14 protein-coding genes are annotated in these 23,206 nt (G+C 39.0%); 8 read left to right on the top strand and 6 right to left on the bottom strand.

The annotated features are described in order from the left end of the window. The first annotated feature begins 425 nt into the window (after positions 1-425). Positions 426-3,068, top strand: coding sequence for a type I DNA topoisomerase (gene topA, locus GQR87_RS13480; RefSeq protein WP_158970151.1), 2,643 nt, complete (start codon positions 426-428; stop codon positions 3,066-3,068). An 88-nt stretch (positions 3,069-3,156) separates the two neighbouring features. Beyond that, a complete protein-coding gene (locus GQR87_RS13475; protein WP_158970149.1) occupies positions 3,157-3,726 on the top strand; it encodes a DUF2058 domain-containing protein in 570 nt (189 codons plus the stop codon). A gap of 59 nt (positions 3,727-3,785) precedes the next feature. Here GQR87_RS13475 and GQR87_RS13470 read toward each other — a convergent pair whose 3' ends face one another. Next, positions 3,786-5,588 carry a sodium:proton antiporter gene (locus tag GQR87_RS13470; RefSeq protein WP_158970147.1) on the bottom strand — a complete coding sequence of 601 codons (1,803 nt, stop codon included), beginning with the start codon at positions 5,586-5,588 and terminating at the stop codon, positions 3,786-3,788. A 166-nt stretch (positions 5,589-5,754) separates the two neighbouring features. Between GQR87_RS13470 and GQR87_RS13465 the strand changes: the two genes are divergently transcribed. Continuing rightward, positions 5,755-6,078, top strand: a complete 324-nt coding sequence (locus tag GQR87_RS13465) for an MliC family protein (RefSeq protein WP_158970145.1) — start codon at positions 5,755-5,757, stop codon at positions 6,076-6,078. Between the two features lie 52 nt (positions 6,079-6,130). On the opposite strand, the gene GQR87_RS13460 is transcribed toward GQR87_RS13465, so the two are convergent. The 3 genes from GQR87_RS13460 to GQR87_RS13445 form a co-directional block, all read right to left on the bottom strand. Further along, positions 6,131-7,126 (bottom strand): family 16 glycosylhydrolase, encoded by a 996-nt coding sequence (locus GQR87_RS13460; protein WP_158970143.1) that lies wholly within the window; start codon positions 7,124-7,126, stop codon positions 6,131-6,133. A 97-nt stretch (positions 7,127-7,223) separates the two neighbouring features. Continuing rightward, positions 7,224-8,867 (bottom strand): hypothetical protein, encoded by a 1,644-nt coding sequence (locus GQR87_RS22385; protein WP_233267264.1) that lies wholly within the window; start codon positions 8,865-8,867, stop codon positions 7,224-7,226. 80 nt (positions 8,868-8,947) lie between these two features. Next, positions 8,948-10,069 (bottom strand): DUF2339 domain-containing protein, encoded by a 1,122-nt coding sequence (locus GQR87_RS13445; protein WP_158970141.1) that lies wholly within the window; start codon positions 10,067-10,069, stop codon positions 8,948-8,950. Between the two features lie 307 nt (positions 10,070-10,376). Here GQR87_RS13445 and pnp point away from each other — a divergent pair, with 307 nt between their 5' ends. Then, the gene (pnp, locus tag GQR87_RS13440; protein WP_158970139.1) at positions 10,377-12,497 is read left to right on the top strand and encodes a polyribonucleotide nucleotidyltransferase; all 2,121 of its coding nucleotides are present in this window, start codon (positions 10,377-10,379) and stop codon (positions 12,495-12,497) included. Between the two features lie 183 nt (positions 12,498-12,680). Here pnp and GQR87_RS13435 read toward each other — a convergent pair whose 3' ends face one another. Then, positions 12,681-13,799, bottom strand: coding sequence for a DcaP family trimeric outer membrane transporter (locus GQR87_RS13435; RefSeq protein WP_158970137.1), 1,119 nt, complete (start codon positions 13,797-13,799; stop codon positions 12,681-12,683). Positions 13,800-13,955: 156 nt separating this feature from the next. Between GQR87_RS13435 and acs the strand changes: the two genes are divergently transcribed. Then, the gene (gene acs, locus GQR87_RS13430; protein ID WP_158970135.1) at positions 13,956-15,896 is read left to right on the top strand and encodes an acetate--CoA ligase; all 1,941 of its coding nucleotides are present in this window, start codon (positions 13,956-13,958) and stop codon (positions 15,894-15,896) included. A 26-nt stretch (positions 15,897-15,922) separates the two neighbouring features. After that, positions 15,923-16,582, top strand: coding sequence for a response regulator transcription factor (locus GQR87_RS13425; protein WP_158970133.1), 660 nt, complete (start codon positions 15,923-15,925; stop codon positions 16,580-16,582). Here GQR87_RS13425 and GQR87_RS13420 read toward each other — a convergent pair. Continuing rightward, positions 16,530-19,958, bottom strand: a complete 3,429-nt coding sequence (locus GQR87_RS13420; RefSeq protein ID WP_158970131.1) for a PAS-domain containing protein — start codon at positions 19,956-19,958, stop codon at positions 16,530-16,532. The two genes, GQR87_RS13425 and GQR87_RS13420, sit on opposite strands and share 53 nt — an antisense overlap. Before the next feature lie 367 nt (positions 19,959-20,325). On the opposite strand from GQR87_RS13420, the gene GQR87_RS13415 reads away from it, so the two are divergent. Both GQR87_RS13415 and GQR87_RS13410 read left to right on the top strand, forming a co-directional pair. Then, positions 20,326-22,215 (top strand): bifunctional acetyl-CoA hydrolase/transferase family protein/GNAT family N-acetyltransferase, encoded by a 1,890-nt coding sequence (locus GQR87_RS13415; RefSeq protein ID WP_158970129.1) that lies wholly within the window; start codon positions 20,326-20,328, stop codon positions 22,213-22,215. Continuing rightward, positions 22,212-23,135, top strand: coding sequence for a histone deacetylase family protein (locus GQR87_RS13410; protein WP_158970127.1), 924 nt, complete (start codon positions 22,212-22,214; stop codon positions 23,133-23,135). The genes GQR87_RS13415 and GQR87_RS13410 overlap by 4 nt, the downstream gene beginning before the upstream one ends. Positions 23,136-23,206: the final 71 nt, after the last annotated feature.

Raw genomic sequence — 23,206 nt, 5'->3', positions numbered from 1 at the left:
TAGGGGTTACTTTATTAAAATATTGCTTAGCAGCTTGTTTAGAGTCGATTGGAGATTTTTGCATTTTAATCAAACGAAAAAGTAATATGGTTAAATAGCAGAAGGTAAATAAGTGAAGCTTCTTAATAAACTGGTATAACGTTTTTTGTTAACTATTATTTAGCCAACTTAACACTGTGGACAATGAGGCTAATTTTGACAAATTTTATGTTTGAAATTTAGTGGATTAGATTTGAATTTTTGTGGTTTAAAAAATATACAGAATCGGAGTTCGTTAAAAAAAGAATATAAGATAAGTATAAATAAGCACTTGTTTTCTCTTCATTTTGTCGATATATGTTAAAAAGCATTTTTGATGAGTAAAAACTTAGTGTTAACTACTCATTTGATAAAAACCTATTTAAATCAAAGGTTAAAACCAATTTATGGCCAAATCTCTAGTCATTGTCGAGTCACCGGCAAAGGCAAAAACAATCAATAAGTATCTCGGCAAAAACTTTATAGTTAAATCGAGTGTGGGTCACGTAAGAGATCTTCCTCATAAAGCTGTGGGCAAAGTTGCGCCTAAAAAACCAGCAAAAGAACTAAAACTTTTATCCGATAAAAAACGCGAAAATTACTTAAAAGAGTATGAATATAAAAAGTTAGTTGATCGTATGGGGATTGATCCTAAGAACGATTGGCAAGCTCATTATGATGTGCTCGAGGGTAAAGAAAAAGTCGTTAATGAACTGAAAAAGCTAGCCAAAAACGCAGATACCGTCTATCTCGCAACGGATTTGGATAGGGAGGGGGAAGCTATTGCTTGGCACCTCAGAGAACTCATTGACGAACCTGGTAAAGATTTCCAGCGTGTTGTGTTTAACGAAATCACCCAAAATGCGATTCAAGAAGCATTTGCAGCGCCAACCGAGCTGAATATAGAAATGGTCAATGCTCAGCAGGCTAGGCGTTTTCTTGATCGCGTTGTGGGTTTTATGGTCTCGCCTTTATTGTGGAAAAAGGTAGCTCGAGGATTATCAGCAGGTCGTGTGCAATCGGTTGCTGCTAGGCTTGTAGTTGAGCGTGAAAGAGAAATTAAGGCGTTTGTTCCTGAAGAGTTTTGGGACATTCATGCTGATTTAAATACCGCTGATAAAACCAATTTACGTATGTTGGTTGCTAAAGAAAACGGTAATGCTTTTAAACCGGTAAATAAACAACAATCTGAAAAGGCGGTTAACTTTTTACAAGGTGCAGATTACCAAGTGGTGAGTCGTGAATCTAGACCTACACAAAGTAAACCTTCTGCGCCATTTATCACCTCTACCTTGCAACAAGCGGCAAGTACCCGTTTAGGCTTTGGTGTGAAAAAAACCATGATGATGGCTCAGCGTTTATACGAAGCGGGTCACATCACGTATATGCGTACAGATTCAACTAATTTAAGTACTGAAGCAGTTGAAAGTTGTCGTGAATATATATCTGAAAACTTCGGTGCTAAATATTTCCCAGAGAACCCAATCAAATATGGTAGCAAAGAAGGTGCACAAGAGGCTCATGAAGCGATACGTCCTTCAAATGTGTTACTTAAGTCTGAAGCCATAACTGAAGTTGAGCGCGATGCGCAGCGATTATATGAGCTAATTTGGCGTCAATTTGTGGCTTGTCAAATGACCAACGCTAAATATGATGCGAGTACTATTCGAGTGAAAGCAGGGGATTTTGAATTAACTGCTAAAGGTCGTGTATTAAAATTCGATGGTTGGACAAAAGTGCAAAATCCTCAACGTAAAAAAGGCGATGAAGATTTGTTGTTACCCGATGTCAAAGAAGGTGAAAACTTAGCACTAAAAGAACTTGATCCGAAACAACATTTTACTAAGCCTGTGGCTAGATTTAATGAAGCATCTTTGGTTAAAGAACTGGAAAAACGAGGAATTGGTCGACCTTCAACTTACGCTAGTATTATCTCTACTATTCAAGATAGAGGTTACGCTCGTATTGAAAACAAACGTTTTTATGCAGAAAAAATGGGCGAAATAGTTAACGATCGTTTGTTAGAAAATTTTGATGATCTCATTAGTTATGACTTTACTGCCAACATGGAACAAAAGCTCGATGATGTAGCTGAAGGTAATGTGTTGTGGAAAGAAGTACTAAATGAGTTTTACACTGATTTTGAACAAAAATTAGCACTTGCTGAAAAACCACCTGAAGAAGGTGGTATGCGTTTGAATCAAGCCGTACCAACTGATATTAAATGTCCTAAATGTGGACGTCCAATGAATGTTCGTACTGCTAGTACTGGGGTATTTTTAGGTTGTTCTGGTTATAGTTTACCGCCGAAAGAGCGTTGTACCGGTACCATGAATTTAACCTCTGGTGACGAAGTTATTAAGGTCGATGATGAAGAAGAGTTAGAAACAGAATTGTTACGCTCTAAACGTCGTTGTGGTATCTGTGGTACTGCTATGGATAGTTACCTTGTTGACGAAAACCGTAAACTGCATGTTTGTGGTAACACTCCTACATGTGAAGGTGTAGAGGTTGAAGAGGGAACGTTTAAAATTAAAGGTTATGAAGGTCCCATTATCGAGTGTGATAAGTGCCAATCTGATATGGAACTTAAAAGCGGTCGTTTTGGTAAATATTTTGGTTGTACTAACGAAGAATGTAAAAATACTCGTAAGTTACTGAGAAATGGTGAAGCTGCACCACCGAAAGAGGATCCTACTGATTTACCTGAATTAGAATGTGTTAAGTCTGATGCCCACTTTGTATTGCGCGATGGTGCTTCTGGTATTTTCTTAGCTGCACATAATTTCCCTAAATCTAGAGAAACTCGTGCGCCAAAAGTAGAGGAGCTCGCCCGTTTTAGGGATCGTATTTCGCCTAAGTTTTATTACTTAGCAGATGCCCCTGCTGCGGATCCAGACGGTAGTCCCACTATTGTTCGTTATAGTCGTAAAACCAAACAACAATATGTGATGTCAGAAAAAGAAGATGGTAAAGCATCTGGTTGGTCTGCTTGGTATACCGACGGAAAATGGAAAGCAGAAGATAAACGTAAAAAACCTAAAGAATAAAGATTTTATTTATCCTCTCATAACGGCAGCTAACGCTGCCGTATTTATTTAAATTTAAAAAATTTCAATTTTAATATGGCATAAAACTATGGCACTTTCTCTTCAAGAACAATTACTTAAAGCGGGTTTAGCGGATAAGAAAAAAGCTAAACAAGTTAGGCAACAAAAGCATAAGCAGGCCAAAGCCAAACAAAAACACAATCTTGTTGAAACCAATGAAGCTAAATTAGCGGCTGAAAAAGTGGCTGAAGCAAAAAAAGCTAAAGACAGAGAATTAAACCAACAAGCTAAGCTAGAAGCTGAAAAAAAGGCTATTGTTGCGCAAATAAAACAACTCATTGAAGCCAATAAACAACGTAAAACTGGCGGTTCAAAAGGCCAAGAAGATGTGGTGTGTAACTTCACCGATGGCACATTGATTAAACGTATGTATGTTAGCCCTGCGGTACAAAAACAAATTACTCAAGGTAAGTTGGCTGTGGTTAAGTTAGGCGCTGGTTATGAATTAGTGCCTATGCCTGTAGCTAATAAAATTGCTGAGAGAGACGAATCTAGTGTGGTTTATCGAGCCGATAATATCAGTGCTGAAGATCAAAAAAGCAGTGAAGAAGACGATTGGTATGGTGATTATGAAATTCCAGATGATTTGAACTGGTAAATTCGTAACTTAGCCATGTTTAGAAAAAGGCTCACAGCACATGATGTGAGCCTACCCTGTTAATTTTTATCTTCTTCGTTATTGGCTTTAATCAAACTGACTATCCGCCAATCTGCTTTTGGAATAATTTTATTCGAAGTGGTATACATGTTTACTCGCCCTTTGGGGTCGATGGCACACAAAGGTAATAGTTGGCCATTATATTCTTCTAGGTAATCTTCGAAAGAAAACTCATCTGAAATACGCGTGGTTTTAATTATGGCTCCTTTTGTTAGATAGCCGGTGAGTTTGCCATAACTGATATTTTCAGCAAACAGTCCTAACTTTTTCGCATAGGACTCAGAGACTTGATGGCTAGTGAGTTTTTTGGTTTCATTGTTACTTAACCCTAACACTGAACCTTTGCCTAGTTGATGCTCAAAATGATAAGTCACTAGTGGATTAAGTTGTTTGTAAGGCGACATAACCAACACTGTGCCGTATAAAGATAAATCCATAGTACGAGAAGCATGATCTGATATAGGATTACCAAAATAATTAGGAATACCCTCCATGCGGGCAATGCTTATACTTTCCCAGTTAGTATCGGCAATACATACTGTCACCTCTTGCTTAAGTAACTCTTTGGCAAATTTACGAGCAAAAATACCGCCACCAAACATTAAAAAGCCATAAGGTGGGGGAGCTCGAAGACCTAAATATTTTGTTACCTGCACGGCCGTTAAGCTTTGTAATACTACGGTACAAATAATCACTAAAAATACCATAGGTACGAGTAGGTCAACTTGTGCATAATTTAATGCTTCAAGCTTTAAAGCAAATAATGCCGACACAGCTGCAGCAACAATTCCTCTTGGTGCTATCCAGCTAAGCAATGCTATTTCTTGCCATTTTAAACCTGTGCCTAAGGATGAGATGATGACTGAAATAGGGCGGGCTATAAAAACAATCCCAATTAATACCAGTATTGAGCCCCATCCCAAATTTAAAATTGCACTGAGTTCAATACGTGATGCTAACAGAATAAACAAGCCCGATATTAATAAGACACTCAATGTTTCTTTGAACTCTAATATACCTTCAACATCAACTCTTTTCATATTGGCTAACCACATACCCATTATGGTCACAGTCAATAAACCTGATTCGTGAGCAATCATATTAGATCCTTCAAAGGCACCTAACATTATGGTAAGCACAGCTGTATTAATAAGATAATGAGGGATCACATTATTTCTCAATAATAGTCCCATAACATAACCAAAAAACGCGCCAAACCCGACCCCTACAGAAACCGTTAAGGCAAAAGCAAATAAGGTATGGCTTAAAGCATCTTGAGTAGAAATAATATATTCAAATACTAATACAGCCAGTAATGCCCCAACAGGATCGATTATTATCCCTTCCCAGCGTAAAATATTGGATATTTTACTGTTTGGTCTGACGGTGCGAAGCATAGGGACGATAACGGTAGGCCCAGTGACAGTAACTATTGCTCCAAATAAAAACGCCATTTGCCAAGACATGCCCAAAGCAAAATGGGCTAGGGGAGCGACAATAACCCAAGTCACTAAAGCTCCTATGGTACACATATTACGCACCATAGAGCCATGTCCACTGAGATCACCCATTTTTAGGGTCAGTGCCCCTTCAAATAAGATAATAGCCACAGACAAAGACACAATGGGGAACAATAAATCCCCCAATAACAAGTCTGGATCAATGAACCCAGCGACTGGGCCAACCAATAAACCGGCAATTAAAAGGGGTAATATGGCTGGCAGTTTAACTTTGTATGCAAAAAATTGGCAAGCGATAGAGATAAGCCCTACTGCTACTAACAAAATAATGGGATCGCTCAAGTTTAGTCCTTTTTTGTACTATTGGCTGGTATAGGTGCTATCTGAGCACAGTTTTGTTGACTTATTCAAGAATTAATAAAATTGATATTGTTGGCAACTCGCTATTGGTAATGTGTAAAATCTGAATAATGTAAGCTGATACACCTATCTAAAAACAGGAAAATTAATGTTTCGTTTTCATAAAAAATATATTTTGTTGATAGTTTCGATGGTTTTGACTGCTTGTGGTCAGTCTACAGAAATGACCAGCGAGCAAGAGTATTACGAGGTGACTTATGATTGCGAACGAGGTCAGCCTATTTTAGTTCATTTTTATAAAGAGCAAGAATTAGCTGAATTAATACGTGAAGGACAAGTGACTGAGCTAAAACAAGAACCTTCTGCTTCAGGTTATTATTATACAAATATGAAAGTGAGTATTCGTGGTAAAGGTAATGAACTTACCTTAGAAATAGGCCGTATGGCAGCGATAACTTGTAGAGCTAGATAATATTCGCTTTTAAGCTCGGTTTTAGATTGAGCTTAAAAGCACTATTTAGAGATTACAGATTATTTTGTCTTAGTTCTTTTTTTGTCCATACTCTGACGTAGTCAACCGTCATACTCGGCGGATCTTGGTTGAAATCTTTTGGATGAAAACCTTTAATATCGGAAGTAGGGTTAATAGGAATAAAACCATTACATTTAAATTCAGTATAGGGTTTTCTTAAACCTAGCGATAAAGCAACTTGCATAGGTCTTTGGTGCCAATACTTATTTTCAGCACGGCCTACTTCTGTATGATCAACATACCAAATAATTTCTTGTTCAGTCACTTTAGCGCCATACACGTGAAATTGTTTGCCGGGATCTGCAGTTAACACATTGACGTTTTCTTGTTCATGATATTTGCCTGGTCTACGCCAATCCCGGCCTGTTGAATTGGCCTTGGCATCTTTTTTGGTTAAAGCTGCATGTAAATTATGGTCGGTTATTTTTTCGTTGCCAGCCTTAAAATTTTGCCTTTGTTGCATTTCGACTACATCAATTTCACTGTATCTGACGGCCCCTTCAGTTAATTGAGTATCATCAAAATTACTATACATCCAAAAGGCTGGTGAAAAGCCGGGAAATTTTTTCGAGCCTAAAATTCGCGCTTCGTAATAACCGATAGTACCTGCGGCTTTACTTTGTAACATAGCTGATTTGAAATATAAGGCAGAATTGGGAATTGAGTTACCTTGAGAGCAGGCATTACTGATGTTTCTGTTATGTGGGTTGTACACCATCTGAATGGTTAAGTTTCCGTCTTTTTGATAGGCGTTATTTTCATTATCCCAGCTCCAAGTTTGAACATGCTTAGGATTTTTTATCCACTTATCGTAATCTATAAATGGACTATTAAATTCGTCAGAACGGCTAGGATCTAACTGCCAGACTTCGTTAGCGCTGGTATTAAATGGTTGTGTATCTGTAGCGTAATTATTTGTCGATATTAAGCACAAGCAAACAGATAGTGTCGTTTGGATTAGAAGTGGTAAGTTTAATTTATGTTTCATTCGGGCAAAAACTCACTATATAAAAGAATATTTCGAGTATAACAGAGAAACATTTAAATAATATAAACGTGTGATGTTTGTTGTTTTTGACATGTATTTAAATTGTTTGATTCATGCGTTTTTGATAAATAAATGCCGCGGCTAACATAAATATACCAATACTGATCATAAGTACTACTTTTTGCCATAACAGGGCATTTACAGTGTCAAGTATTCCTAATTTTAATAATCCTGCAGCCATAAAGGCTAGGGCAAGTTTGGCAATAAACTTACTGTGTTTGTGGGTAAAGAATAAATAACTTCCTTGCAAAATTAAGCAGGGGGTAATTAATAAAGCCAGCTCCCATTTAGCCAATAAAAATGCAAAATTTATAGATAATAAAATATGCAGTAAAGTGTAGCTAATTTTACTATTACTGATGAATTTTAAGTGTAGGCGACTAAGTAATTGGGCTTTAATTAAAAAGGTAAGCAAAACAGCTAAACTTAGAGCCAGCCATATACTGCTACTGATGTCTTGCCCAATGCCAGTGACTGAACTACATAACCACGACAGTAAGATATTAAAGAAATTGATATAACCCAATGTACGTCGATTTCGAATTAAAATTTTATGACTTAATAAATATAAGGTTAGAGCAAATATATAACTACTGGTCGCTATTCCAGCCCAAACAATATTCGTCCATTCTTGCATATAGATAGCGATACATCCGGCTAGGTAATATAGGCTAATGGATGCAATTTTTTTGTCTAATAATGGAAGATGACGCTTGTGAATTTTGATTAAAAAGTAACTGAATAGTGTCAATCCCATTACGTTAGCTAAAACACTTAATAACAACTGACTCTGGTAAAAGTCGATGGTAAAAACAAGGTTATATACTGCCGCGAGAATAAAAATAAGCAAAGCTTGAATTCTTAGCAATCTATGTTGAATTTGTTGCCCTAATAGGTAACTTATCAATGCTGAACACCACACAGCAATAGCCGATAATTCGCTATAGTGTTTGAAAGCAGAAGGTAAAAATGTCAGAGGTAAAATAAGATAAAACGCCAATCTGAGAGTTTCTGCTATATGTGCTAGTGTGCCCGTTCGTCCAGTTCGGCGGTAAAATTCTGCTAATAACCAACACTCTAGGAAAACAAAAACTAATGATGTTTTAGCGTAATTAGGTAAATCTCTAAACGACAGTGATTGCACCTCTATGATCCCTAAAATGCTAATCGCTATGACAGTTAAACCAGTTAAATAAACCATTACTTCTGAGACTTTACAGACTTTTCTATAAGATTTAGACAGTAACAAAACTTGTAATGGTAATAGGGCTATTGCCATCCATTCAGCCAATTGAAGCCATAGTAGGGATAATATGAATAGGCTCAGCCAGATTGATTCAATAGGTCTTAATTTTTGCTTAAGTTGAATTTCCCAGCCAGTTTTGTTTGCATCAATATTTAATATTTTTCTACTCGCAAATATTATTCCGCCAATACTGGCAACCACTAAGTTACCTTGTAGTGTGAGTAGTGCGGGATCGGGAAAATAGGGAAAAATGGCAAATATCCCATGGGCCAGAGAAAACACCAATAATGAATAAGCTTCAATACGCACTGAGTAGTAATTTTCTTTTAAGGCTAGGTATAAAATAAATAAGCCTTCTAGGGCAATAGCAAAGCCCCAATAGTCGGGGACTAAACAGCTAATAATAGCGACTAACAGCCAAGTGCTGGCATACATAATATGTAAATTACAGGTATAAGAGTTTTGTTTCTTTGCATGGATAGCTAGGTAAGCACTAATGCTTAGATTGATAAAGGCTAGGCTAGGCTAGGCAGTATCCACAGATTGTTGAATTCAGTTTGATATAAAATACCAATATTGGCGAATAAGGTAATCACAGATAATAAGATAAAGTCTTTACTAAAACTGTTCTGAGAAGTAAACAAACGACACAAATAATATAAAAATAAGCAGTAAAAACCTTGACTGAATAAAGCGATAAAAGTGGAGTGAGAAGCAAATAGCAGTAAAAACTCTAGGCAAGAATAGGTAACAAAAATACTGGTATAACTTAACCACGGCCAATTTTTCTGATTGGCTTGATAGAGACTGGTTAGCACTATAAAGCCTAAACCAATTAAATAATAAATAGTACCTAGCTGATCTAATTGGGATATCAAGGGAATAGCTGCCCCGCCTATTATAGATAAGCTGCTGACAATCTTAGTGTCGAATTTGTTGGATAAAATAAATCCCATAATGGCAATAATAAAATAGCTTAGTAATACCAACCAATCAGGGAGAAGTTGGTAAAAACTGCCAGCCATATAAACGGTTATATAGTTAAGCAATAAACCCAAGGCAATAATAACGGAATTAAATTCTGGGTACTGGTTACGTTTTGCAAAATAGGCTCCGAATAAAGTGGTAGCCAAAGCGACGATAAACAGTAGTAATGTTTTACTGCCCGCGCCTAATTCAGCTACCAAAAGTTGAGTTAAATAACCAAATCCAGCAACTAATAATACTATGCCAATTAACATAAAGACAAAAATGGGAGCTTGGTTTTTTGCTTGATAATGTTTATATAAATTGATCACAGGCGAAGCAAATTGAACACAAGGAGCTAATAAACTGGAGAGTTGTTGATTGGCTTCTCTCATAAAATAGGCAATATATGAAGGGGTATGAGTCTTATGCGATTCCTCCAGGATTGCGGCTAGATGTATTTCAGGAGAGATATCTTTGTTGTGGGACTTTAATGACTGTGGAGCAATTTGTTGTCTATCGCTTGTAACTGTGTTTTGGCTGTTGAGATCAGCAGTATTTTTCAGTAAACCAATCTTTTGTTCTAATTTATGCAGGCGAGTAGAAAAGTCTACGCGAGTGAGTTCTAATTCCCGTTGTAAATCTTCAATTTGTTGATCCTTCAAAGACACATTTTTCCTTTTTTTGGGTTAATCAGCCATAAATAACGAAAATAGCACAGAATAATGGGTTCGACTAATTTGAAAACACCTTGAAATCACAAGTTAGAAAAAATATAAAAGCATTGAGTTTGGTAAAATAATAAACCTTTAAGTGCTACTGGTCACATATCTCATAATTAAGTTTTTAGAATATTCTCAAATGACTGTTTTTACTCGGCTTGAGCCGCTATACTATGCGCCGCATTTAGAAGCGATATAGAAAAAGCAAAATGAGTAGTTCCATATGTGCTACTCGACATTAATTTAAAGGAAAAAAATGACTCCTATTACTAAATCTTTTCAGTATGGTCAGCATACTGTCACTCTTGAAACTGGCGTAATTGCTCGTCAAGCTACAGCCGCTGTATTAGCAAGCATGGACGATACAAGTGTATTAGTTTCTGTGGTTGGTAAAAAAGACACTAAACCTGGTCAAGATTTCTTCCCACTAACAGTGAATTATCAAGAGCGTACTTACGCTGCAGGTAAAATTCCTGGTGGATTCTTCAAACGTGAAGGTCGTCCTTCTGAGTACGAAACATTAACTTCGCGTTTGATTGACCGTCCAATTCGTCCTTTATTCCCAAATGGGTTTATGAACGAAGTACAAATTATTGTAACTGTAGTTTCTGCTAACCCAGAAATTCCTACCGATATTATCTCTCTTATTGGTACTTCTGCCGCTCTTGCTATTTCTGGTATGCCTTTTAATGGTCCTATCGGTGCAGCACGTGTTGGTTATAAAGATGAACAATATGTATTAAACACTCGTACTTCTGAACTTGAAGATAGCCAGTTAGACCTAGTCGTTGCTGGTACTGAAGGTGCAGTATTGATGGTTGAATCTGAAGCCGATATTTTATCTGAAGAAGTGATGCTTGGTGCGGTAATGTACGGCCATGAGCAATTACAAACAGTCATTGGCGCGGTAAGTGAGTTTGCTGCTGAAGTCAATACTCCTTCTTGGAATTGGCAAGCTGTTGAAGAAAACACTGCTCTTAAAGCTAAAATCAAAGAACTTGCAGAAGCAGGTATCACTGAAGCTTACCAAATTTCTGACAAGATGGAGCGTAAAGACGCTATCGTTGCGTTAACAGAAAAAACAGTTGCTGAAATAACTGCTGCTGATGAAGAGCAAAGTGCTAAAGAAGTATCTGAATTAGTTCACGAACTAGAAAGTGATGTTGTACGTTCACGTATTCTTGCTGGTCAACCGCGTATTGATGGTCGTGATCCTGCGATGATCCGTGCTCTAGACGTCGCCACTGGTTTGTTACCACGTACTCACGGTTCTGCTTTGTTCACTCGTGGTGAAACTCAAGCAATCGTAGCTGCTACCTTAGGTACAGAACGTGACGCACAAATGATTGATGGCTTAAACGGTAAAACTGATAGCCGTTTCATGTTGCATTATAACTTCCCTCCATACTGTGTGGGCGAGACTGGTTTTGTTGGTTCACCTAAGCGTCGCGAAATCGGCCATGGTCGTTTAGCAAAACGTGGTATTCAAGCGGTAATGCCGTCTGAGAAAGATTTCCCATACGTAGTACGTGTTGTATCTGAAATCACTGAATCAAATGGTTCGTCTTCAATGGCCTCTGTTTGTGGTACTTCTTTAGCATTGATGGATGCTGGTGTACCTATCAAGGCATCTGTTGCTGGTATTGCAATGGGCCTTGTGAAAAATGATGAAAATTTTGTGGTTCTTTCTGACATTCTTGGTGACGAAGATCACTTAGGTGACATGGACTTTAAAGTAGCCGGTACTACTGGTGGTATTACTGCTCTACAAATGGATATCAAGATTGAAGGTATCACTAAAGAAATCATGCAAGTCGCGCTTAAACAAGCGAAAGAAGCACGTTTGCATATTTTAGGTGTAATGGACCAAGCGATTGCTGGTCACCGTGAAGAAATGTCTGAGTTTGCTCCACGTATTTATACAATGAAAGTAGAAACAGATAAAATCCGTGACGTAATTGGTAAAGGTGGCGCGATGATCCGTGCTATCACCGAAGCTTCTGAATGTAATATCGAAATCGAAGATGACGGTACTATTAAGATCTTCGCTACTGAACTAGCTAAAGCTGAAATTGCCATCTCTAAAATTGAGCAAGTGACTGCTGAAGTTGAAGCCGGCAAAACTTACTCAGGTAAAGTGACTCGTATCGTAGATTTCGGTGCATTTGTTGAAATATTACCTGGTAAAGAAGGGTTAGTGCATATTTCTCAAATCGCTCACGAACGTGTTAACAAGGTATCTGACTTCTTAGAAGAAGGCCAAATCCTAGACGTGAAAGTAGTTGAAATTGACCGTCAAAACCGTGTTCGTTTAAGCATAAAAGACTTAATCGAAAAACCAGCACCAGCAGAAGCGCCTGCTGAAGGTAACGAATAAGTTATCGCTGAGTTAAGTTAAAACCTAAAAAGGAGCCGCAAGGCTCCTTTTTTATTGGTATTACACATCAAACTGAATACTACCAATTCCATTAAATTCTCGCTGAGTGTACATTTATTGGAGTTGGTATTATTTTATATCCATTAAGATTTATTGCCGGATTGGGGCTAACAAGTCTTAAACCTATAAGGTGAACTTCACTGAAGTTTGCAGATAGCTCGAATCAAGATCTAAACCTCCGTCATCGACAACATATTTACCAAGCTCAACACCAATTATCATGTTAGGCGTGTATTGCCTGATAAGGTTAACAGCGTAATGAGAACGGTCATGTCCTAGAATATCGGTTTCACCATTACCGTAAAAAATTGTACTGCGATACTCATCGCTCCACATTCTTCTATATCCAACATACCAAGCCGTTGTGTCCTCTGTTTTTGTTTCATTGCTTATTGGGTCAACAACAATATCTGTAGCTAACGTGATTCCGGCGTAACGACCTGATTCGCCAAGTGTTAACTGAAAACGAATATCGTCTTTACCAATTGAGTTTATTTTACCGGAAAGGCTAATCGCTGTCGCTGTGGCATCGATTCCACCTTGGTCTACTTTTCTTAATAATCCTGCTACGCTCGCTTGTCCCCAATCACCTTGAAAGTTATATCTGGCTACAAAATCTGGCATCTTACTATCTGGATCATTATTGCTGCCAGTTACGCCAACATTGCCCGATACTCCATTGCCGTCATTGTCTCCAAAGGTCTGTGAGTTTTCTAAAGCAAATTGCCAATTCCCAACGGAATATCGGATCTGCACTTGTCTTATAAATCCTTCTGCAACCATTGGTCCACCAAAATCTAAAGATTCAACCAAAGCAGCTAGAGGCATAAAAGTTGACCATGTTTGACCGATTAACCAGTTTTTGTTTTTTACGAAAGCATGACGTAAACGTGGGTTCACAGAATTACTAATAATTTCGTTCCCGCCGCCACCGTAAAAATCCATTTCAACAAAGCCAGTCCAATCACCATGAATATAAGAAATGTTGAAGCGGCTTTCTTTTATATTTAATCCCAGTTTAGAAGTATCTACTGCCCCAGGATTATTGCCTATCCAATAATCCTGGTAATTTAAATCTCCACTGACATATCGTGCATCAGCTTTTAAATAGCCGCCAAACTTGATCTTGTTACCATTTTTGAAGTCTATTTCGAATGGCGCTGCATTGGCCGTTGAACTAATGAGCTGAGTACCCACAAGCAATAGACCAAGTGCTGTGCTTTTCTTTATGATGTTATTCATGTGTTTGTCCTAGAGTGTTAAATCTTTGTAAACTTTGAACCAGAATTATCAAATTGCATATAAGCTCATGGTCTATAAGACTAAAGTCCCATTTCCATGTTTTCTGATGAGAATAAAGTATCTCAATGAAATTTATACAGAATATGGAATGTAGACATGGTAGAAAAAATATATCCGGTGCCTGAACAGGCAAAAATAAATAGTCATTTAACCGAACAAGCTTATCTTGAACTCTATAAACAGTCGGTGAAATCACCAGATGAATTTTGGGCTGAACAAGCGAAAAGATTAGACTGGTACAAAGCCCCCTCTATTATTAAAAACACTTCTTTCGACCCAAATAACTTATCTATCAAATGGTTCGAGGATGGTCAGCTTAATGTATCTTATAACTGCATTGACCGTCATCTTGAAAACCGCAGTCATGTTACTGCCATCATTTGGGAAGGAGATGATCCTCAGTCCTGTGAGTTAATTAGTTACCAAAGCTTACACGACGAAGTGTCAAAACTAGCAAATGGACTAAAAAAATTAGGCGTAGTAAAGGGCGATCGTGTGGCTATTTATATGCCTATGGTTCCTCAAGCTGCTTATGCAATGCTGGCATGTGCAAGAATAGGGGCGGTGCATTCAGTTATTTTTGGTGGGTTTTCCCCAAACTCAATTGCAGATCGTATCGAAAACTGTGGCGCAAAAGTCTTAATAACCGCCGATCAAGGTATGCGTGCAGGCAAAACGGTACCATTAAAAGCGAATGTTGATGTGGCACTTGAAGAGCATGAATGCGCAACTTTGGAACATGTTGTTGTGTTTAAACATGTTGGTTCAGAGGTAGATTGGCATGCAAAAGATTTCTGGTGGCATGAACTTGTAGCAGATTGTCCCGCTGAGTGTGAACCAGAAGTCATGAATGCTGAAGATCCTTTATTTATTCTGTATACCTCAGGTTCAACCGGGCAGCCTAAAGGGGTGGTGCATACGACAGGTGGTTATTTGTTATACGCAGCCATGACACACGAATATGTATTCGACTATCACAAAGGTGAAGTTTTTTGGTCCGCAGCTGATGTTGGATGGATAACAGGTCATAGTTATATGATTTACGGGCCATTGGCAAATGGAGCAACAACTTTACTATTTGAAGGTGTGCCTACCTATCCGGATGTTCGCCGGATAGGGCAAATTGTCGATAAACACAAAGTTAATATTTTATATACGGCTCCCACTGCTATTCGAGCATTGATGGCCCAAGGTGATCGTGCGGCACAGGGGATCAGCGGAGAATCTCTGCGTTTATTGGGAACCGTTGGTGAGCCGATTAACCCTGAAGCATGGAATTGGTATTACGAAAAAATTGGCAAAGGACGATGTCCTATTGTTGATACTTGGTGGCAAACTGAAACAGGTGGATTGATGATTTCACCTTTACCAAGTATCACCCCTTTAAAACCTGGTTCTGCAACACGTCCATTGTTTGGTATTCAACCTGCATTGGTTGACAGTGAGGGCACAGAACTAGAAGGAGCGACAGAAGGTAATTTGATAATAAAAGATAGCTGGCCTGGACAAGCGCGAACTGTTTATGGTGATCACCAACGTTTTATTCAAACTTATTTCACCACTTATAAAGGTAACTATTTCACTGGGGATGGGGCTAGGCGAGATGAAGATGGCTACTATTGGATTACTGGACGAGTAGACGATGTTCTGAATGTCTCTGGCCACCGTCTAGGTACGGCTGAAATTGAAAGTGCTTTAGTTTCACATGAAGCCATTGCAGAAGCAGCTGTTGTGGGTTATCCCCATAATATAAAAGGCCAAGGGATCTACGTTTATGTCACGCCAATTGAGGGCGTAGTATGTGATGATGCGCTTACCAAAGATGTGATCAATTGGGTCCGTAAAGAACTTAGTCCAATTGCCACACCTGATTTGATTCAGTGGACTCATGCATTACCCAAAACCCGATCGGGGAAAATCATGCGCAGAATTTTGCGTAAAATTGCTGCTAACGAATATGAACAATTAGGTGATACATCGACATTGGCAGACCCATCAGTTGTTGATACACTGATCCAACAAAGGTTGAATAAATAATAAAACGATAACTTTATGGGAACACTATGCTAAGGCTACTAATTGCTGATGATCATCCATTATATCGTGACGCTCTTAGTAGTGCCTTAGCGTCCCATTTTGACCCCTTAGAGATAATAGAAGCGAGCGATCTGACCGAGACTGTCAGCCTTCTTCAACAAGATCTAGATATTGATTTATTGCTACTCGACCTACATATGCCGGGCAGTGGCGACTTGTTCGGTTTAATTCACATACGCAAACTATTTGCAGACCTCCCAGTTACCGTGATATCAGGTATAGAAGACAAAAATATTGTGTCTAAAGTTATTAATCTAGGGGCATTGGGTTTTATACCAAAAACAACCGGCGCGGCACAAATTGCCGAAGCAGTTAATACTATGCTTGAAGGTGATGTGTGGTTGCCAGAAAGTTTTGCGGCAAGCGAAGTTGAATTAGACAGTGAATTTACCGAGTTGGCTGATAAGGTATCCAGCCTGACCCCAGCCCAGTATAAAGTGCTATGTTATATGCGTGACGGATTATTAAATAAACAAATTGGCTACAATCTGAATATTGCTACGGCAACAGTTAAAGCCCATGTCACCGCAATTTTCAAAAAATTACATATCAATAACCGGACTCAAGCTGTGCTTATTGCTTCGCAACTTGAATTAGCGCCGCCTGTAACAGAGCTCTCAACTTAGCCGGTTTAACTGGTTTATTTAGATAAGCACAATTGGCTTCAGTACAACGAGTGTGGATATCTTCCTGTTCATTTGCTGTGACCAGTATCGCTGGAATAGCATAATCCAATTTTTCACGAATAAGTTCGATTAATTGCAAACCGTTGTAATCCTCCTGCAAATGATAATCCATTATTAATACTTGGGGGATGGAATTATCAAGAGTTTTAAAAGCTTCCTGAGTACCACGGGCTCCCGTAAAATTTACCGACCACTTGCTTAATAAAGCATTCATCCCGTCAAGGTTTTCTAGTTTATCATCTACACAAAGTACCCTAAGGCTTGCTAAGGCCTGAGACGATTTAGGCTTTTGTTCAAGCATCTGTGATGTTTGTGCATTAATACGGGGTAATAGAATAGAAAAACAACTTCCTTTACCCAGCACAGATCTTACCGTTAAGGGGACATCTAGCTGTTCACTTAGCCTAGCAACAACACCAAGCCCTAAGCCAACTCCCTGTTCGGAATGGTCTTTTATACGGTAAAAATCTGCAAATATTTTGTCTTGCTCAATATCGTCAATTCCACATCCAGTATCCCAGACTTGGATCAGAACACTCGTCTGACGTTTACGTACGCTAAGTAAAACTTTGCCCTTATGAGTATATTTAATGGCATTGGACAGTAAATTTTGCAGTATTCGGTACAAGTAGGTACGATCGCTCTGCACCCATAGGTCTTGTAGTCGGCCATGTAAATTTAGTCCCTTTGCTTGTGCGCACATATTGAATTCTTCCATAAGCGGCCTAATTAAAGGCAGTAACGCTATGGAGCTCATTTTAGGTTGCATCTCTCCTTGGTCAAGCCGAGCGATATCTAATAAAGTACCGATCAACACTTCACTAGCATTTAAACTATCACCTAGTTTTTTTACAAGTTTATTAACATCCCCTGTTAACTGTGTTTCTTGTATAGCACTTAAATATAATTTGGCGGCATTTAGAGGTTGTAATATGTCGTGACTGGCTGACGCCAAAAAACGGGTCTTGCTGGCATTAGCTTGCTCAGCTACTTTACGAGCATTAACCAGTTTCTTTTCTGCTTCACCACGTCGAGCGATTTCTGTATGTAACTCTGCATTAATAGTTTGTACTTCTTGGGAGCGTTTTTGAATTCTGTTTTCAAGATCAATATTCGCTTCCTTTAGCGCATGTTGGATCTCTATGTGTTCAGTCACATCATTAAAACTGGTGACAAAACCTCCACCAGGGAGGGGATTGCCCACCATTTCAATCATTTTTCCATCACTTCGTTGGCGTAAAAAGCGATGACTGGTGCCCACTTTCATATGTTGTAAACGTTTTTGTACTAGTAACTCTATATCTCCAACGCCACACTCACCGTGATCGGCATTATAACGTATCAGGGTTTCTATTGGTGTACCGACACTAATCAATTCCCTTGGATAATCAAATAAATCAAGGTAACTTTTGTTCCAAGCGACCAGATTGAGGTCTTTATCAATTACACTTATACCTTGTTCCAAACTTTCTAAAGAAGTAAATAAAGCGCTAATGTTAAATTGAATTGCTTGAGTAGTGTCGTCGAAGAAGTTAACCACCTCTTCAAAGTTCATACGTTTACCACTTAATATACTGTCAATAAGTACTTTAGCGCTGGACGCACCAATACCTCCGCCCAAGGCGCGTTCGCAAAAGACTAAGAATATTTCATCAGGACTGTCAGTTAATTCGAGAGTGACTTTGTGTTGCAGTTGATAGTCCTGCAGTAATTGTTGGCTGCGATTTTCGCCTAAAAATCTCGACAATAAAGTACCAAGATCACCTATGGTAGTGGTATGGTTTTGTTTATTAATATTCTCACTTCGCCCATTCAACGGGGTAACAAAGGCTTCAGCCTGAACACGATCAATCAATCGTGGTTCGGACAAAATAGAAAATGCAATATATGCAATGCCGTTAGCCATCAAACTGAGTATTGCTCCTTCGCTAATGGCTGTATTTTGCAATATTAGATCTGCCTCGCCATTGATCATGGGTAATATCAGCCAAAGCACCCACACGACAACACCCACAATGAGTCCAGCATATACGCCATGAGCGTGCCCACGCTTCCAATACAAGCCACCAACAATCGCAGGGAGTAATTGGATAACTAATGAAAAAGCAATCAAACCTATGGAAGCCAGAGAACGACTTCCCGTCATTTGCTGTTGATATAGGTAAGCTAGTAAAAGTATCCCTGCTATGACTCCTCTGCGGATAAACAAAATGGGCCGAGTGTAATCTGGCGCAGACTGATGAGGCTTGCTGGCAGATAGTAATGTTGGGAGGATGACATCATTGGTCAACATAGTACTTAGAGTCAGAGTGGCAACAACTATCATGGCAGTAGCAGCAGATAAGCCACCTAAAAAAACTAACATTTTGAGCAGCAAAGAATCGGACATAATGGCGATACCCAGTACATAAGTATCAGGCTCACTTTCTGCGCCCAGCATGGCTTTCCCAGCAACCGCAATCAAAGGAATAACTATAGCAATAAGAGACAAATACAAGGGAAATAACCAGCGTGCGGTTTTTAAATGAGACAGGCTTAAGTTATCGACTACTGCTACATGAAATTGTCGAGGTAAACAGATCACTGCAGCAGCCGCCATAAAGGTTTGTGCCCAAAAAGGAACTGTCATAAAGTTATTTATGGCTTGTTCAGTGCTAAATGAGGTTAAAATCGCTCCTTTATTTGCTTGTTGCCACCAGAAAAAGCCATAAGCGGCTACAACAATAAGCGCGAAAAGTTTGACCAAAGATTCAAAGCTAATCGCCAACATCAATCCCCGGCGATATTCGGTCACATCAGTGCGTTGGGTACCAAAGTAAATAGAGAAAATGGCTATAAATAAAGTCACACCAAGCACAATACCATTGGCATTGTGCAGTTCAGAGACTAATAAAAACGCTGAGCCTATGGCCTTTAACTGCAAAGCGATATAAGGAATGGTGGCCAGTAATGCGATGATAGTAACGAGTAGTGCAACAAGTTGTCGCTTGCCGTAGCGTGACGAGATAAAATCGGCGATAGTTGTGATATGTTGTTTTTTACTGACTCCGGTCAGCTTAAGTAGAAATCGATAAGCAAATAAATACAACAAGGTAGGGCCAAGTAATATAGGCAGGTAGTTCCATGTATTACGAGATGCTTCTCCTACTGAACCAAAAAAAGTCCAAGCAGTGCAATAAATAGCTAATGCTAAAGAATAGATCACTGGGTGTGAAGTGATTATTTTGGCCAAGCCAGAATGTCCGTCACCCCATCTGGCGATCCAAAACAAAGCGGCCAAATAGCCAATTGCCAGTATCACCCAACCTATGACCATACTCTTCTTCCAACAATTAAATACTAATGTTTATGACTTTAACATAGCTTGATTCAAAATCTTACTAAGACCATGGTCTCGTTTACTTCGACATTGACTGCCCCTAATATCGACTTTAAATTCATTACGTCACTGTGTTGACTAAACGCTGCTATAACGTAACTATTATGGTTAGATTTTATTGTCAGCAACATCCACAAAGAGACGATTAATACAGATACGTGGCTTGAATTCCAAATAAATTAGCTTCGCGCTTATCACTGGATATTCTCAAACTAGAATATATAAAAAAACGGCTCTGGTTCTAATAAATTCGCCGTTATTATTGATAAGATAATCACTAAACATTTTTCTAGAGTGGTGTTTCATGCAGTTGACCAAATATCGATGCACAAATAAAGTTGATTGGCATAGCATGCTCAATTCAGGTAGCCGCGTGTTTATTGGCTCAAATGCAGGCGTCCCTAATGCACTAATTGATAGCCTTATTGAAGATGGTAAACACTTAAACGATATTGAACTAACTCATATAAGTACATTGTCAGATAATAAATGGGCTTTGCCTGAATATGCTGCAAAGTTTAAAGTAAATACTTTTTTTATTTACGGCGACCTGATAAGGAAAGCGGTTGAAGAAGGCCGCGCAGACTATACACCGTGTTTTTTATCAGAAATATCAGGTTTGTTTACTGATGACACCTTACCTCTGGATGCGGCTTTAATTATGGTCTCGCCACCCGACGAATTAGGCTATTGCTCCTTGGGAGTCTCGGTGGATGTTGTGATGTCTGCGGCACGTGCTGCCAAGCATATTATTGCCCAAGTGAACCCACTCATGCCAAGAACATGTGGACATTCATTTTTACATATCAGTGAATTTAGTGCATTTATCGAATGCGAGCAAAAATTACCTGAAGTCAGTTTGCCAGAAGCAACTAAAATTGTTGATCGTATTGGTCAATATTCAGCTATGTTGATAGATGACGGCGCTACCTTGCAATTGGGCATAGGCAAAATTCCCGATGCCGTTACCCGTTATTTATATCAACATAAAAACTTAGGCATCCATTCTGAAATGATCAGTGATGGTTTGGTAGAGCTAATTCAACGTGGCATTGTGAACAATAGATACAAGACTTTTCATCCAGGTAAAACTGTGGTCAGCTTTTGTTTTGGCTCACAAAAACTGTATGATTTTGTTGATATGAATCCACATGTTGAATTTTATCCTTCTGCCTATGTGAATAAACCCACCAATATTGCTAAAAACGACAATATGGTGGCCATTAATAGTGCTCTTGAAGTGGATTTAAGTGGTCAAGTGGTGGCCGATTCTATTGGATATCGATTTTACAGCGGTATTGGTGGGCAAGTTGATTTTGTCACGGGGGCGTCGAAAAGTAAAAACGGTAAACCTGTCATAGCCTTACCTTCGACGGCCAAAAATGGTGAAGTATCACGCATAGTGGCAACGTTATCGGAAGGCGCGGGTGTGGTTACCTCGCGAGGTAATGTGCACTTTGTAGTGACTGAGTTTGGTATTGCCAGTTTACAAGGTAAAAGTGTGCGTGAGCGAGCCCTTGAATTAATTCGGGTGGCACATCCTAAATTTAGAGATGGACTTCTTGCACAGATCCGTAAGCAGTTCTGGGTACCTAATTACCAAAAACAAACGCCGACCGATATCCCTGAGTTAGGTGAAATGCAAATTTCTCGTATTCAAATTCAAAATCAACGGTTTTATTTACGTCCTCTCAATCCTTCTGATGAACGTCGTTTGCAAGAGTTTTTTTATTCCCACACCAAAGAAACTATCAATTTACGTTATAACTTTGTACCTGGTCCCATGACTCGCGAGAAGTCATGTGATCTTGTCAGTGTTGATCAAAGTAAAGATGTGGCATTAACCATTGTTCGTCAAGATGGCTCTAAGGTGCGCCTTGAAGCGGTCGGACGGTATTATCTATATCCACAACAAAACTCATGTGAAGTGGCGTTTGTTACTCGTGAGACTAATCAAGGTAAGGGCATGGCCAGTCGTTTGTTAAAAGCCATGATAAATATTGCCGAAAAACGTGGGCTTAAGAATATGTTTGCATTGGTAAAAAATAATAATCTGCCGATGATTTCTGTGTTTGAACAATTTGGTTTTGTACGGGCGTTAGATTCAGACCCTGGCGAAATTGAACTAATCAAATACTTAAACACCGAGAGCAAAGTTGATAAAGTTGAGCCTGATAACGGAGAATTATCATGACAGTCACTATCATAGGAAGTCATAAGTGCAATTTGCATAATATGGGTGATGAACATCCCGAACAGCCAGATAGAATGTACAAAATTAACGACCAGTTTATTGCTTCGGGACTAGAATATGTTTTACGTTTTGCTGATGCAAAACCCGTTCAAATGTCGTCTTTAGAACGTGCTCACGATAAGGCTTTTATAAAAAGTGTATTTGATCGTGCACCTAAAGAAAAAAACGAAAGGGTGTGGTTAGACGACGACACCATAATGATGAACAAAAGTTTAGATGCAGCCTTATATGCCGCCGGCGCGGTTGTTGATGCAGTCGACTTAGTTATGAAAAAAAAAACCAAAAGTGCATTTTGTGCTGTGAGACCACCGGGTCATCATGCTAGTCGGAGCAAATCATCAGGTTTTTGTATTTTTAATAATATTGCTGTTGGGGTAATGCATGCCTTAGAAAAATATGGTTTAGAGCGGGTGGCTATTGTTGATTTCGACGTGCACCACGGTGATGGCACGCAAGACATTGTCAAAGATGATGAGCGAATTATGTTCTGTTCGTCATTTCAACATCCGTTTTATCCCTTTACTGGTGATGAACCGACTCGTGAGGGTATCATTAATGTGCCTATTCCGGCCGCCACTAAGGGAGTTAATTATCGAGAAATGGTAAAACATTGGTTTACAGCTATTGAGCAGTTTAAACCCCAAATGATTTTTATTTCTGCTGGTTTTGACTCTCATGCCGAAGACGAAATGGGTCAACTTTGTTTAGTAGAAGATGACTACGTCTGGATAACTAAAAACCTGAAAACCTTAGCAGAAAAACACTGTAACGGCAGAATAGTATCTGTGTTAGAAGGTGGCTATGCACTTAGTGCACTTGCGCGAAGTGTGGTGGCTCACGTTAAAGTACTTAACAGTTAATACACAGATTGATTGGTGATAAGACTATACTCATCACACTCGTTTGTTATACCAATTCTATTAAATTCTCG

The sequence above is a fragment of the Paraglaciecola sp. L3A3 genome (genome assembly GCF_009796765.1).
In the GTDB taxonomy this organism is placed as follows: Bacteria; Pseudomonadota; Gammaproteobacteria; order Enterobacterales; family Alteromonadaceae; genus Paraglaciecola.
This window is presented reverse-complemented; position numbering and strand designations above follow the sequence as displayed.